The sequence below is a fragment of the Bradyrhizobium sp. NBAIM03 genome, from assembly GCF_020194055.1.
GTDB lineage: Bacteria > Pseudomonadota > Alphaproteobacteria > Rhizobiales > Xanthobacteraceae > Bradyrhizobium > Bradyrhizobium yuanmingense.
In genome coordinates this window covers 118,324-132,339 of record NZ_JADYVS010000017.1, presented here as the reverse complement: position 1 = coordinate 132,339, position 14,016 = coordinate 118,324, and the positions used below count along the sequence as shown (strand labels likewise).

General features: G+C 64.6%; 13 protein-coding genes. 6 read left to right on the top strand and 7 right to left on the bottom strand.

Translation table 11 applies throughout. The features are described 5' to 3' along the window. Positions 1–4: 4 nt before the first annotated feature. From I6F21_RS24455 to I6F21_RS24440, 4 genes are all read right to left on the bottom strand, one after another. Positions 5–619 carry a flavin reductase family protein gene (locus tag I6F21_RS24455; RefSeq protein ID WP_036016244.1) on the bottom strand — a complete coding sequence of 205 codons (615 nt, stop codon included), beginning with the start codon at positions 617–619 and terminating at the stop codon, positions 5–7. Positions 620–688: 69 nt separating this feature from the next. Further along, a complete protein-coding gene (locus tag I6F21_RS24450; protein WP_036023003.1) occupies positions 689–1,966 on the bottom strand; it encodes an acyl-CoA dehydrogenase family protein in 1,278 nt (425 codons plus the stop codon). A gap of 376 nt (positions 1,967–2,342) precedes the next feature. Then, entirely contained in the window at positions 2,343–2,723 is a 381-nt protein-coding gene (locus I6F21_RS24445) for a VOC family protein (protein ID WP_036023004.1), read from the bottom strand. A gap of 106 nt (positions 2,724–2,829) precedes the next feature. Continuing rightward, positions 2,830–3,609, bottom strand: a complete 780-nt coding sequence (locus I6F21_RS24440; protein WP_036044683.1) for an SDR family oxidoreductase — start codon at positions 3,607–3,609, stop codon at positions 2,830–2,832. Positions 3,610–3,774: 165 nt separating this feature from the next. On the opposite strand from I6F21_RS24440, the gene I6F21_RS24435 reads away from it, so the two are divergent. From I6F21_RS24435 to I6F21_RS24425, 3 genes are read left to right on the top strand one after another with little or no spacing between them, the layout of a single operon-like run. After that, entirely contained in the window at positions 3,775–4,563 is a 789-nt protein-coding gene (locus I6F21_RS24435; RefSeq protein ID WP_036044702.1) for an enoyl-CoA hydratase/isomerase, read from the top strand. Further along, positions 4,560–5,546, top strand: coding sequence for a phosphotransferase family protein (locus I6F21_RS24430; protein ID WP_225139544.1), 987 nt, complete (start codon positions 4,560–4,562; stop codon positions 5,544–5,546). Before I6F21_RS24435 ends, I6F21_RS24430 begins: the two co-directional genes overlap by 4 nt. 3 nt (positions 5,547–5,549) lie before the next feature. Continuing rightward, positions 5,550–5,927: a DUF6285 domain-containing protein gene (locus tag I6F21_RS24425; RefSeq protein ID WP_036023007.1), complete on the top strand. Its 378-nt coding sequence runs from the start codon at positions 5,550–5,552 to the stop codon at positions 5,925–5,927. Positions 5,928–6,179: 252 nt separating this feature from the next. Here I6F21_RS24425 and I6F21_RS24420 read toward each other — a convergent pair whose 3' ends face one another. After that, positions 6,180–6,959, bottom strand: coding sequence for an enoyl-CoA hydratase-related protein (locus I6F21_RS24420; RefSeq protein WP_036016254.1), 780 nt, complete (start codon positions 6,957–6,959; stop codon positions 6,180–6,182). A gap of 211 nt (positions 6,960–7,170) precedes the next feature. On the opposite strand from I6F21_RS24420, the gene I6F21_RS24415 reads away from it, so the two are divergent. Beyond that, positions 7,171–8,445: an acyl-CoA dehydrogenase family protein gene (locus I6F21_RS24415; protein WP_225139543.1), complete on the top strand. Its 1,275-nt coding sequence runs from the start codon at positions 7,171–7,173 to the stop codon at positions 8,443–8,445. 142 nt (positions 8,446–8,587) lie between these two features. Here the strand turns inward: I6F21_RS24415 and I6F21_RS24410 are convergent, their stop codons facing one another. Both I6F21_RS24410 and I6F21_RS24405 read right to left on the bottom strand, forming a co-directional pair. After that, positions 8,588–10,165, bottom strand: a complete 1,578-nt coding sequence (locus I6F21_RS24410; RefSeq protein ID WP_225139542.1) for a fatty acid--CoA ligase — start codon at positions 10,163–10,165, stop codon at positions 8,588–8,590. Positions 10,166–10,460: 295 nt separating this feature from the next. Beyond that, positions 10,461–11,333, bottom strand: a complete 873-nt coding sequence (locus tag I6F21_RS24405; protein ID WP_109144463.1) for an SDR family oxidoreductase — start codon at positions 11,331–11,333, stop codon at positions 10,461–10,463. A gap of 116 nt (positions 11,334–11,449) precedes the next feature. On the opposite strand from I6F21_RS24405, the gene I6F21_RS24400 reads away from it, so the two are divergent. Continuing rightward, positions 11,450–12,259: a crotonase/enoyl-CoA hydratase family protein gene (locus I6F21_RS24400; RefSeq protein ID WP_225127324.1), complete on the top strand. Its 810-nt coding sequence runs from the start codon at positions 11,450–11,452 to the stop codon at positions 12,257–12,259. A 140-nt stretch (positions 12,260–12,399) separates the two neighbouring features. Then, complete coding sequence (locus tag I6F21_RS24395) at positions 12,400–13,944, top strand: acyl-CoA synthetase (protein WP_225139541.1); 1,545 nt, start codon at positions 12,400–12,402, stop codon at positions 13,942–13,944. The last annotated feature ends 72 nt before the right edge of the window (positions 13,945–14,016 follow it).

Genomic DNA, 14,016 nt, shown 5'->3' with positions numbered 1-14,016 from the left:
CGGCCTATTTCTTCATGCCCTCCGCCGCCGGAAACACCACGCGGTCATCGGTGCGGCAGTAACGGTCGGCGAACATGCGGCCGATCGGGTGATAGCGGTCCATGTGCACCCGCATCGCCTTGTCGTCCCAGAGCTCGTCGCGGATGTGGAAGTGGAGGCCTTCGCCCATGATCAGCCGGCGATCGTCGTTGACGTCGATCAGCTTCCAGAGCTTGCACTCCATCGCCCAGGGCGTGTCAGCTAGCCGTGGCACCCCGATCTTCGTCGAGGGCGCAAGCTTCAGCCCGAGATAATCGGGCTCGCTGATCTCAGGCGGAAAATCGCCGCTGCTCTCGTGCATCGCCCGCGCCAGCGGCTCGTCCGTGAGGTTGACCACGAATTCACCGGTGCGCTGGATGTTGAGAAACGTGTCCTTGTCCTCGCCGTTCGGCTTGCGGTTGGCCGCGAACATGCAGAGCGGCGGATCCTCGCAGAAGGCGTTGAAGAAGCTGAACGGGGCGGCGTTGACCACGCCGGTCGGCCCGAGCGTGGTCACCCACGCGATCGGCCGCGGCAGAATGAAGGACGTCAGCACCTTGTAGCGCTCGCGTGGCGTCAGCTCGCTGGCGGCGTAGTCCATGGTGGCTCCGTTTCTTTCTGCGCCTCTCCCCGTGGGCGGGGAGAGGCCGACGCGCGCCAAGAGAGCGGCTCACGCCATGCTCAGCTCGTGGCGGCCCACCACCATCCAGTGCACCTCGTCCGGACCGTCGGCGAAGCGCAGGTGCCGCACGTCCTGATACATCTCGGCGAGCGGGGTCCAGTGCGAGATGCCGGTGGCGCCGTGCATCTGGATGGCCTGATCGATGATCTTGCAGGCGCGCTCGGGCACCATGGCCTTGACCATGGAGACCCAGACGCGGGCCTCCTTGTTGCCGAGCACGTCCATTGCCTTCGCCGCTTTCAGCACCATCAGCCGCATCGCCTCGATCTCGCAGCGCGCCTGCGCGATGATCTGCATGTTGCCGCCGAGATGGGCGATCTTCTTGCCAAAGGCCTCACGCGTGAGGCCACGCTGCACCATCAGGTCGAGCGCCTTCTCGGCCTTGCCGATGGTGCGCATGCAGTGATGGATACGGCCGGGGCCGAGGCGGAGCTGCGAGATCTCGAAGCCTCGGCCTTCGCCGAGCAGGATGTTCTCCTTCGGCACGCGCACATTGTTGAAGCGCATGTGCATGTGGCCGCGCGGGGCGTGGTCCTGGCCGAACACGTACATGGGACCGAGCACCTCGACGCCGGGCGTGTCGCGCGGCACCAGGATCTGCGACTGCTGCTTGCTCGGCGCCGCGTCCGGGTTGGTCTTCACCATCACGATGAGGATCTTGCAGCGGGGATCGCCGAGGCCCGAGATGTAGTACTTCTCGCCGTTGATCACCCATTCGTCGCCGACGAGCTTTGCGGTGGTCGAGATGTTCTTGGCGTCGGAGGAGGCGACGTTCGGCTCGGTCATGACATAGGCCGAACGGATCTCGCCGTTGAGCAGCGGCTTCAGCCATTTCTCCTTCTGCTCCTTGGTGCCGACCCGTTCCAGCACTTCCATGTTGCCGGTGTCGGGCGCCGAGCAGTTCATGGTCTCCGAGGCCAGCGGACTCTTGCCGAGCTCTGCCGCGATATAGGCGTAGTCGAGATTTTTCAGGCCCTGGCCGGTCTCGTCATCGGGCAGGAAGAAGTTCCAGAGGCCTTCCTGCTTGGCCTTGTTCTTGGCCTTCTCCAGCACCTCGAGCTGCTTCGGCGTAAAACTCCAGCGATCTTCCTTGCCCTCGCCGGCCTTGGCGAACTCGATCGACATCGGCTCGACGGTATCGCGGATGAACTTCTTGACGTGATCGTAAAGCGGCCGGACCTGGTCCGACATCCGCAAGTCGTTGAGCTCGTCGCCGGGATTGAGCGTGTAGTTGGTGGTGCGGGGAATGTAGGTGTGTTTTGTCATTGGTCCTCCCGGGATCGCTAGAACGTGTTGTGCGCAAGAATAGTCGCAGCGCCGGCAAAGTGCGAGGGCGCATTTTCACGCGTGAGGCCATGCCATGCGATGGAATATCGCAAGGCCGTTTGAAATGTTGTTTGAATGGGCGCGGCGCACTGGGCACGCCCGCGCCACGCTCTCCGCCGTCATCGCCCGCCTTGTGCGCACTTGCGCACTGGGGCGGGCGATCCAGTACTCCGAGACGGCAGTGATTGAACAGAGTAGCTGCGGCGTACTGGATTCCCCGCCTGCCGCCTACGCTAAAGCTTCGGCGCCCCTGGACCTCAACCCTGGCGAAGCCTTGGCGTAGCCGGGTCGCGGGGAATGACAGCAGTGGATGTGGCTAGTTCGCCATCCGATGCATCGCGCAGATTTTGTTGCCATCGAGATCGCGCAGGTAGGCCAGATAGAGCTTGCCGCCCGGGCCCTGGCGAATGCCGGGCGGATCCTCGATCGATTTTGCGCCGGCTGCAACGCCCGCCGCGTGCCACGCATCGACCTGTTCCGGCGAATTGGCGGCAAAGCCGATCGTGCCGCCGTTGGCGCAGGTCGCCGGCTCGCCGTTGATCGGCTTCGATACCGAGAACACTCCGGTCTTGGTGATGTAGAAGATGCGGTGGCCGTCGACCCTGGCCGGCCGCACCTCGAGCGTGCCGAGCAGTTGGTCGTAGAACGCCTTGGCCTTGTCCAGGTCGTTGGTACCGATCATGACGTGTGAAAACATTTGCCCGTTCCCTCAGTGTTGTAGCCCGGATGGAGCAGAGCGAAATCCGGGTCTTGCTTGCTTTTGGCCGTCCCGGATTCGCTGCGCTCCATCCGGGCTACGAGAATCAAAAAGCGGTATAGCCGCCGTCGATCACGAACGTATCCGCGGTGTGATACGACGACGCCTTGCTCATCAGATACACCGCGATGCCGCCGAAATCGGAGGCTTCGCCGAAGCGCCGCATCGGAATCCGCGGCATCACGTTGGCTACGAACTTGTCGTTCGCCATGAGCCCTGCGGTCATGTCGCTCTTGATCCAGCCCGGCAGGATCGCATTGGCGGTGACGCCGTGACGTGCCAGCTCGACGCCGAGCGCGCGCACCAGCGCGTTGATGGCGGCCTTGGTCGCGGCATAATGCTCGTTGCGCGCCGTGCCGAAGATCGAGGCGAGGCTCGAGGTCGCGACCAGCCGGCCAAAGGGATCGCCGGCATTGGCGCGATCCGTCATGTGCTTGGCGGCGGCCTGGAACGCGTGGAACACGCCGTCGAGATTGGTCGCGAACATCGTGCGCCATTCCTCCTCGGTGCGCTCGATGAAGGCGCGCCGGCCACCGCCGCCGATGCCCGCATTGGCGAAGCAGCCATCGACCCGGCCGAAGGTGTCGAGCGTCGCCTTCATCGCTGAAGCGACCGAGGCCGGATCGGTGACGTCGCAGACGCGGCTGTCGACCTTGCCGGACAGGCCCTCCATGCTCGCGGCAGCGGCCTTGTTCTTGTCAGCATTGCGGCCCCAGATCGAGACGTTGCAGCCCTGGCCCGCGAGCGCCTGCGCGATACCGAGCCCGATGCCGCCATTGCCACCGGTGATCACGGCCACGCGGCCGGAAAGGTCGAAGAGGTTCATGGCGCGTTTCCTGTTTTTTGACTGCGGCGCATCAGCCGCTGCGCACAAGATGCTTGCTATGCTCCGATCACCATGGACAAGACCGCGCCAAAAATCAAATATGCGCCCCGGCAAAACGAATTCCGGCCTGCGAAACTGGTGCGGGCCGCAACTGATGAGGAAACCATGCAGTTCAAACACGTCACGCTCGACTTCGATGGCTCGGTCGCGATCCTCAAGCTCGACCATCAGGAGGTGATGAACGCGGTCTCCGTCGACATGCTGGGCGGTCTTTCCGAGGCGCTCGATGCGATCGAGGAGAAGAAGGACGAGGTGCGCTGCGTGGTGCTGACCGGTGCGGGGCGGGCGTTCTGCACGGGCGCCAATCTGCAAGGCCGCAACAACCAGGCGAAGAAGACCAAGGCCGGCCTTACGCTGGAGACCGGCTTTCATCCCTTCCTGCGCCGCATCCGCAACCTGCACTGCCCGATCGTCACCGCGGTCAATGGCCCGGCCGCCGGCGCCGGCATGAGCTTCGCGCTGCTCGGCGACATGATCCTATGCGCGCGCTCGTCCTATTTCCTGCAGGCCTTCCGCCGCATCGGCCTCGTGCCGGATTGCGGCTCGACCTGGCTGTTGCCGCGCCTCGTCGGCCGCGCGCGCTCGATCGAATTGTCGTTGATGGGCGAGCGCCTGCCGGCCGAGAAGGCGCTGGAATGGGGCCTTGTCAACCGCGTCTATGATGACGGCGTCTTGATGGAGGAAGCGATGAAGCTGGCGCGCGATCTCGCCAGCGGGCCGACCGTGGCGCTGTCGCTGATCCGCAAGCTCTATTGGGACAGCCCGGAAAATTCCTTCGAGGATCAGCTCAATCTGGAATTCCAGTGCCAGCTCCGCGCCGGCGACACCGAGGATTTCCGCGAGGGCGTCGGCGCCTTCCTCGAGAAGCGGCCCGCGCAGTTCAAGGGCAAATGATCGAGGCGGCGCTTTCACGCAGCGTCCAGCGCTGGTGCAAAGGGGCGACCGGCGCGACCTGTGCGGCAAAGCTCTCCGGCGGCGCCAGCCAGGAAACCTGGCGCTTCGACATCTCCCATCCCGACGGGCCGATCGGCGCGATCCTGCGGCGCTCACCAAAGGGCTATGGCGCCGCGCCGACCCGCGCGGCCGGTCTTGCCGCGGAAGCGCAGTTGATGCAGCTCGCCTATGAGGCCGGCGTGCCGTCGCCCCGCGTCCTGCATGTGCTGGTGCCGGAGGACGATCTCGGCACCGGCTTCATCATGCAGCGGGTCGAGGGCGAGACCATTGCGCGCAAGATTCTTCGCGATGAGGAGTTTGCTGCGGCGCGACCCATTCTGGCGCGGCAGATCGGCGGCATTCTCGCCGGCCTGCACAAGCTGCCGCTGGACAGACTGCCCGAGCTGCGCAGCCGCGGCGCAACCCAGGAGATCGCCGAGTTCGAGCGCGACTATCGCAGCCTGAACTGGCCCAAGCCGGTATTCGAGCTGGCGCTGCGCTGGCTGCGCGATCACGATCCCGGTCCCGCGGCCGAGACCACGCTGGTGCACGGCGATTTCCGCAACGGCAATCTCATCATCGGCGCCGAGGGCGTTCGCGCGGTGCTGGACTGGGAGCTCGCCCATCTCGGCGATCCCATGGAGGACCTCGGCTGGGTATGCGTGAACTCCTGGCGCTTCGGCGAGATCGACAAGCCCGTCGGCGGCTTTGGCGCGCGCGAGGAACTGTTCGCGGGCTACGAGGCCGCGGGCCGCAAGGTCGATCCCGCGCGCGTCAAGTTCTGGGAGGTGATGGGCACGCTGCGCTGGGGCATCATGTGCGGCGGCATGATGCAGCGCTTTCGCGAGGGGCCCGACCATTCCATGGAGCGCGCCATGATCGGCCGCCGCGCCAGCGAGACCGAGATCGATCTGTTGCGGCTTTTGGCGCCGCGCGGGAGCTGACACATGCAGGACGAGCCGACCCCGATCGAGCTGACCAAGGCAGTCGCCGATTTCCTCCGCAGCGACATCACGCCGCTGATCTCCGGCCACCAAGCCTTCAAGCTGCGCGTCGCCATCAACATCCTCGACCTCGTCACGCGGCAGCTGACGCGGGAGGAGGGAAGCGATGCGAAGGAGGTGGAGCGCCTGCGCGCGCTGCTCGGCCTGGATGGCTCAATCGCCGAACTCAACCGCGTGCTCGCCGAGCGCATCGCCAGGGGAGAAGTCGATCTCGCGACCCCCGGTCTCGCCGAGCATCTCTGGGCGACCACGATGGACAAGCTCGCGGTGGATCAGCCGAACTACGCGTCCTACAAGCGCGAGCTGGGGCGGGGCGGATAGCTCTCTCCCCGTCATTGTGAGGAGCCCTTGCGACGAAGCAATCCAGACTGTCTCTGCTGGGCAGCCTGGATTGCTTCGCTACGCTCGCAATGACAGTGTTGAGAGAGGGGGCGCTCCTCTCTCCGCCGTCATTCCGGGGCGTCGCGAAGCGACGAACCCGGAATCCATTCATCCGCACGTTCTGTCGCTCAATTGGTTCCGGGCTCGCGCCTGTCGGCGCGCTCCGCAATGACGAGTGGGGAGACCCGTTTCCTACTTTCCCACCCATTTCGGCGGCCGCTTCTCGGAAAACGCCTTCGGGCCCTCGATATAATCCTGCGAGGCGACCATCGCCTGCACGGCCGGATAGTCCCGTTGCTCCGCGATCGCCTGCTCCAGCGACACGCCAAGCCCCTTCTGAATCGCCTGCTTCGAGGCCCGGATCGACATCGGCGAATTCTTGGCGATCATCTCGGCCCAGCGCAGCGCGGCCGCGAGCGCCTCGCCCTGCGGCACCACCTCGTTGACGAAACCGAGCTCGAGCCCTTCCTTGGCGCTGACATGGCGCGCGGTGAGGATCATGCCCATGGCGCGCTTCAGCCCGATCTGGCGCGGCAGCCGGTGCAAGCCGCCGGCGAGCGCGGCAAGGCCGACGCGCGGCTCGGGCAGGGCGAAGGTCGCGTTCTCCGCGGCGATGATGAGGTCGCAGGCGAGCGCGATCTCGAAGCCGCCGCCCATGGCAACGCCGTTCACCGCGGCGATGATCGGCTTGTCGCAGTCGAAGCGTGAGGTGAGGCCGGCGAAGCCGCCCTTGTCCCAGCCGCGTTTTCCCCCCGCTGCCTGCCACTTCAGATCGTTGCCGGCGCAGAACGCCTTATCGCCGCTGCCCGTGACGATCGCGATCCACTGCTCGGGATCGGCGGAGAAATCGTCAAACACCTTCTGAAGCTCGAAGTGCGCATCGGTGTGCAGCGCGTTGTAGACCTCGGGCCGCGACAGCGTCACGATCGTGATCGGCCCCTTGCGTTCCACCTTTGAGAATTTCAGCTCCATCGCGCGCTCCCGGATTTTCTTTCGAAGGAATATTGGCCCCATACTACCGTGCGGGTGCGCCAGAGCACCATCGAATTGCGCGGGCGCGCCTTGCGCTCCTCACATCTCGGCTTGCTTGACTTGCACGCGCTCTTCTCACCTTAATCGCACCAAGCAAGAATGCGCCCAGCGCCTTAACGCAAAACGATAAAATCAATCCGGGAGAGAACCTGTGGATTTCTCATTGCCTGCCGATCTCGTCGCCTATCTCGGAGAACTCGACCGTTTCATCGAACGCGAGATCAAGCCGCTGGAACGGGCCGACGACAACATCCGCTTCTTCGACCATCGCCGCGAATGGGCGCGCACCGATTTCGACAATGGCGGCCTGCCGCGTCACGAATGGGAGGCGCTGCTGCGCAAGGCCAAGGATCTTGCGGATGCCGCCGGGCATTTGCGCTTTCCTGTGCCGAAGCAATATGGCGGCAAGGACGGCTCCAACCTCTGGATGGCCGTGATCCGCGAGCATTTTGCCGCAAAGGGCCTCGGCCTGCATAACGACCTCCAGAACGAGCATTCCATCGTCGGCAACTTCCCCGTCGTCACCATGCTCGACCGCTACGGCCGCGACGACCAGAAGGCGATGATCGACGGCTCCATTAAGGGCAAGTACCGCATCACCTTTGGCCTGACCGAGCCGCATCACGGTTCGGATGCCACCCACATGGAGACGCGCGCGGTGGCAGCCACCCGCGACAACGTCAAGGGCTGGATCATCAACGGCGAGAAGATGTGGACGACCGGCATGCACGTCGCCACGCACTGCGCGCTGTTCGCGCGCACCAGCGGCAACGATGGCGACGCCCGCGGCATCACCTGCTTCCTGGTGCCGGCGAAGACCCATGGTGTGAAGGTCGAGGAGTACATGTGGACCTTCAACATGCCGACCGACCATCCGCGCGTCAGCTTCACCGACGTCTTCGTGCCGGAGGATGCGCTGTTCGGCGAGGTCGGCCGCGGCCTGTCGCTGGCGCAATGCTTCGTGCACCAGAACCGCATTCGCCAGGCGGCAAGCTCGCTCGGCGCCGCGGTCTACTGCATCAACGAGAGTGTGAAATACGCGCGTGAGCGCAAACCGTTCGGCAAGGCGCTGGCCGAGAACCAGGCGATCCAGTTCCCGCTGGTCGAGCTTGCGACCCAAGCCGAGATGCTGCGCCTCTTGATCCGCAAGACCGCCTGGGAGATGGACCAGCTCAATGAGGAGCAAATCGAGCGCACCCTGTCCGACCGGGTCTCGATGTGCAATTATTGGGCAAACCGCCTCTGCTGCGAGGCCGCCGACCGCGCCATGCAGGTCCATGGCGGCATGGGCTATTCACGCCACAAGCCGTTCGAGCACATCTATCGCCACCATCGCCGTTATCGGATCACCGAAGGCAGCGAGGAGATCCAGATGCGGAAAGTGGCGGGATTCCTGTTCGGGTATATGGGGCCGGGGAAGCATTAGACGCTCGCACTGCTATCGTAGGGTGGGTTAGCGCTGCGATTGCGCGAAGCGCGATCGCAGGGCGTAACCCACCAGCGCCATCCGCGTGGATTGCAAAGAGGTGGGTTACGCCTACGGCTAACCCACCCTACGGCACCGCGGATCAATTCACCCGCCGATCCTTCCCCGCCCAATACGGCTCGCGCAGCTGCCGCCGCAGGATCTTGCCAGACGGATTCCGCGGCAGCGCAGGCAGGAATTCCACGCTCTTCGGCGTCTTGTAGCCGGCGATGCGCGTCCGGGTGAAGTTGATGATCTCGGTGGCAGTCGCCTGCTTGCCCGGCTTCATCACCACGATCGCCTTCACGGCTTCGCCCCATTTGTCGTCAGGCACGCCGATCACGGCGGCTTCCGCGACATCGGGGTGGTCGCACAGAGCGCTCTCGACCTCGGCCGGATAGATGTTCTCGCCGCCGGAGATGATCATGTCCTTGATGCGGTCATGGATGTAGAGATAGCCGTCCTCGTCCATGTAGCCGGCATCGCCGGTGCGCAGCCAGCCGTCGCTGCGCAGCGTGGATGCGGTCGCCTCCGGCAGGTTCCAGTAGCCGGCCATGTTGGAGCCCGAGCGCGTTGCGATTTCGCCGACCTGCCGCGGCGGCAGCGGCTTGCCGTCCGGATCCAGGATCGCGATCTCGACGCCCGGCAGCGCCTTGCCGGCCGAGCGCATCCGCTCCAGCCCCTCGACGTGATCCTCCGGCGGCAGCGCGACGATGGTGCCGGTGGTCTCGGTCATGCCGTAGAGCTGCACGAAGCCGCATTTGAAGACCTCGATGCATTCCTTCAGCAGCGCTGCGGGAATCGGCGAGGCGCCGTACAGCATGTATTTCAGCCGCGAGAAGTCGACCGTCCTGGCGCGTGGCTGCCGCACCACGAACTGCATCGCCGCCGGCACCATGAACAGTTTTGTGATGCCCGACTGCTCGAAGAAATCCAAAACCTTGGTCGGGTCGAACTCGCGCGCGATCACGCCGCGGGCGCCGTGATAGAGCCCCATGACGCCCCACCCCGAACCGCCGATGTGAAAGATCGGCATCGCCACCAGCGAGACATCGTCGGTCGACCACCGGTTCCACTCCGGCTTGTCCTCGGCATTGCCGGATTGCACCAGGTTGAGGAAGTTGGCATGCGACAACATCGCGCCCTTCGGCTTGCCCGTCGTGCCCGACGTGTAGAGCTGGATCGCGATGTCCGTGGTTTCGATCGGCACCTTCGGATCATCGCCGCTCTGCGCATCGCGCCATGCCGTAAAATCCGGCCATTTCGGCGCGCCGCCCTCGGTGGTGATGACGGTGCGCACGCTTGGTATCTGCTCCCTGATCTGGCGCACTTGAGTGATGAACTCCGGCCCGGCGAACAGCACCGGCGCCTTGCAATCTGAGACGATGAAGGCGACCTCGGGCCCTGCTAGCCGCCAGTTCACCGGCGCCATCACGACGCCTGTCTTCATCGCCCCCATCAGGAGCTCGAAATAGATGTCGCTGTTTTTGCCGAGATAGGCGATGCGGTCGCCCTTCTTCACGCCCATTGCGAGGAGCGCGTTCGCGACCTTGTTGGTCTTGATGTCGAACTCGGCGAAGCTCGTGGTGCGGCCCTCGAATTCATAGGCGATGGCGCTGCCGCGGCTCTTCGCACGCTCGCGCACCATGTCGGCGAGGTTCGCCAGTTTCTGTGTGGACATGTTTCTCCCGCAGGCGTTTGTTTTTATGCCCGGGAGTGTGGCGTCATCCGCCGGTGAAGACAAGATGGGCTCCGCTGTCGTCCCGGACAAGCGCGCCTCAAGCGCGCGCAGATCCGGACCCATAGCGACAGGAAGTTGTTTGGCGAAGACATGCAGTTACCTGTCTCGCGCCACGACTGCTCCCTGTGGTTATGGGTCCCCGCCCCCGTGCGCTTTGCGCACTAGGCGGGGACGACGACTGGGGGCGTGGTGAAAACGTCAGCCCCTTACATGTCCGCGCATTTGCAATGCGCCGTCATCCCCGCTTCGCGCGGTCCTTCTCGTTCTGCGCCATGATGCTCTCGCGCGCGGTCTTCCAGTCGTCGTCGCTCCAGTCGCGGAGCTGGTAGAAGTTGCCGCCCATGGCGAGCGCCTGGGCGCCGTCCATGGCGATGGTCTCGCCGTTGATCCAGTCGCAGCCGCCGGAGATCAGGAACACGGCCACGTTCTGCAGTTCCTCCATGGTGCCGACCCGGCCCATCGGGTTCATCGCCTTGGTGCGCGCGCCGGCTTCGTCACCGGGCTTGATGCGCTTGCTCATGCCCTCGGTCGGGATCTCGCCCGGGGCGATGGTGTTGAGGCGGATGCCGTGTCGTCCCCATTCGGTGGCAAGCGACATCGTCATGGCGTGGATCGCCGACTTGCTCATCGCCGAGGGCACCACGTAAGGCGAGCCGTTGCGCACCCAGGTTGTGGTGATCGAGACGACGTTGCCGGGCTGCTTCAAGGCGATCCAGCGCTTGCCGACCGCATGTGTCACGTAGAACGTGCCGTGCATGACGATGTTGGCGACCGCATCGAAGCCGCGCGGCGAGAGCTCCTCGGTCCGCGAGATGAAATTGCCGGCCGCATTGTTAATGAGATCGGTGAGGGGGCCATCGCGGAAGATGCTCTCGATCATCTCCTCGACCGCAAGCGCGTTGCGGATGTCGACGCCATGGCTGGTGACGCGGCCGCCGTAGAGATCCATCAGCTCGGTTGCGGTCTCGTCGCACACGATCTTGCGCCGACCGCAAATGTGCACCTCGGCGCCGAGTTGGAGAAAGCGCGCCGCCATCGATTTGCCGAGACCGGTGCCGCCGCCGGTCACGAGAATGCGCCGGCCGGCCAGAAGATTTTCCTTGAACATGGCTGTTTCCTCTGCCGCGATTGTCAGTTAATTGGTCGATTGACTAAATCCGGCCGCCGGCGTCCTGTAAAGCGGCACTGAACAAGAACAGGCAAGAACTAGGGGAGAATTCGTCCATGGACGACCGCGTCTCGATCTCGATCTCGGAAGGCGTCGCCGATGTGCGCCTGGTGCGCGCCGACAAAATGAACGCGCTGGATCAGCCCATGTTCGAGGCCCTCGTCGCCGCAACCGACCGGCTGTCGAAGGAGAAGGGCGTGCGCGCCGTCGTGCTCTCGGGCGAAGGCCGTGCCTTCTGCGCCGGATTGGACATGGGGCGTTTTGCCGCCATGAAGGAGAAGGGCGGCAACGGAATTCCGGGTGGCGAAAATCGCGATCTCACGGTGCGGACCTATGGCAAGGCCAACTTCGCGCAACAGGCGGTGTGGGGCTGGCGTCAGCTTCCGATGCCCGTGATCGCGGCCGTGCATGGCGTCGCCTTCGGCGGCGGCTTCCAGCTCTCGCTCGGCGCCGACATGCGCTTTCTCAGCTCGGATGCGCGCATGTCGATCATGGAGATCAAATGGGGCCTCGTCCCCGACATGGCTGGCACGCCGATCCTGGCCTCGCTGGTGCGCGATGACATCCTGCGCGATCTCACCTACACCGGGCGGATCTTCTCGGCGCAGGAGGCGCTGGCTTACGGCCTTGCCACGCGCATCTGCGACGATCCGCGCGCTGCGGCGCTTGATGTCGCGCGCGAGATCGCAGGGAAAAGCCCCGATGCGATCCGCGCGGCCAAGCGGATGCTGAACAATCTCTCGGTCGATCCGGGCCCGGCGCTGCTCGCCGAATCCGTCGAGCAGCAGAAGCTGATCGGCAGCCCCAACCAGACCGAGGCCGTGCGCGCCAATCTGGAAAAGCGCGCGCCGAATTTTGCGGATTAGCTTTGGGTCATTCCGGGATGCGCCGTAGGCGCAGGCCCGGAATCCATCGAGCCGCATCGTTCGCTGTGAAATGGATTCCGGGTTCGATGCTGCGCATCGACCCGGAATGACGGCACAAACAACAACAAAGAAAAACAACAATGAGCCAAACGTCCCCCTTCCTCGGCATCGTCTCCGGCGAGCGCCGCCGCTCTCACGGCGAGGTCACTGAGCGCGCCGACCGCATCGCCTCCGGCCTCGCCAAGATCGGCGTCCGCCAAGGCGATTGCGTCTGCATGCTGATGCGCAACGACATCGCCTTCCTGGAAGCCGCCTACGCCGCGATGCGGCTGGGCGCCTATGGCGTGCCGATCAACTGGCACTTCAAACCGGAGGAGATCACCTACATCCTGAAGGATTCCGGCGCCGCCGTGCTGATCGCTCATGCCGACATGCTGCACGGTTTGCGCGATGCGATTCCTGAGGGAGTCACCGTGCTCAGCGTGCCGACGCCGCCGGAAATCCGCTCCAACTACAAGATCGATCCCGATCATCTGAAGACGCCGGACTTCGCGATCGATTTCGAAGCCTGGCTCGCGCAACACCCGCCCTATGACGGCCCGATCGTGCCGCAGCCCATGAACATGATCTACACGTCGGGCACGACAGGCCATCCCAAGGGCGTCCGCCGCAACGCGCCGACGCCGGAGCAGCAGGCTGCCGGTGAGCGCATGCGTGCGATGATCTATGGGCTCAAGCCCGGCGCCCGCGCATTGCTGCCGGGGCCGCTCTATCATTCCGCGCCGAACTCGTTCGGCATCCGCGCCGGCAAGCTCGGCGGGGTGCTGGTGCTGATGCCGCGCTTCGAGGCGGAGGAATTCCTGCAGGCGATCGAGCACTACAAGATCGACACCATCTTCATGGTGCCGACCATGTTCATCCGCCTGATGAAGCTGCCCGAGGAGGTGCGCAGGACGTACGACGTCTCCTCGCTCCGCCACGTCATCCACGCCGCCGCGCCGTGCCCGGCCGACGTCAAGCGCGCCATGATCGAATGGTGGGGGCCGGTGATCTACGAGTTCTACGGCTCGACCGAATCCAGCGCCGTGACCTTCGCGACGTCGGAGGACGCGCTGAAGAAGCCCGGCACCGTCGGCAGGATCTCGCCCGGCGCCGAGCTGCGCTTCATCGGCGACGACGGACGCGTACTCGGCGTCGGCGAGATCGGCGAGATCTATTCGCGCATGGCCGAGATGGCCGATTTCACCTATCACAACAAGCCGGAGAAGCGCGCCGAGATCGACCGCGACGGCTTCATCACCTCCGGCGACGTCGGCTATATCGATGAAGACGGCTACGTCTTCATCTGCGACCGCAAGCGCGACATGGTGATATCAGGCGGCGTCAACATCTACCCGGCCGAGATCGAATCCGTGCTGCATGCGGTGCCCGGCGTGCATGATTGCGCCGTGTTCGGCATCCCCGACGCCGAGTTCGGCGAGGCGCTGATGGCGGTGGTGGAGCCGCAACCCGGGGTCACGCTCGCTGCTTCCGATGTCCGCGCCGCGCTGAAGGCGCATCTGGCCGACTACAAGGTGCCCAAGCACATCGAGATCCGCACCGGCCTGCCGCGCGAAGATTCCGGAAAAATCTTCAAGCGCCGCCTGCGCGATCCCTATTGGGAGCAGGCGGGCCGGAAGATCTAGCTACTTCGTAGCCCGGATGGAGCGAAGCGTAATCCGGGATCTCTCGCCGTGGAAAGATCATCCCGGATTACG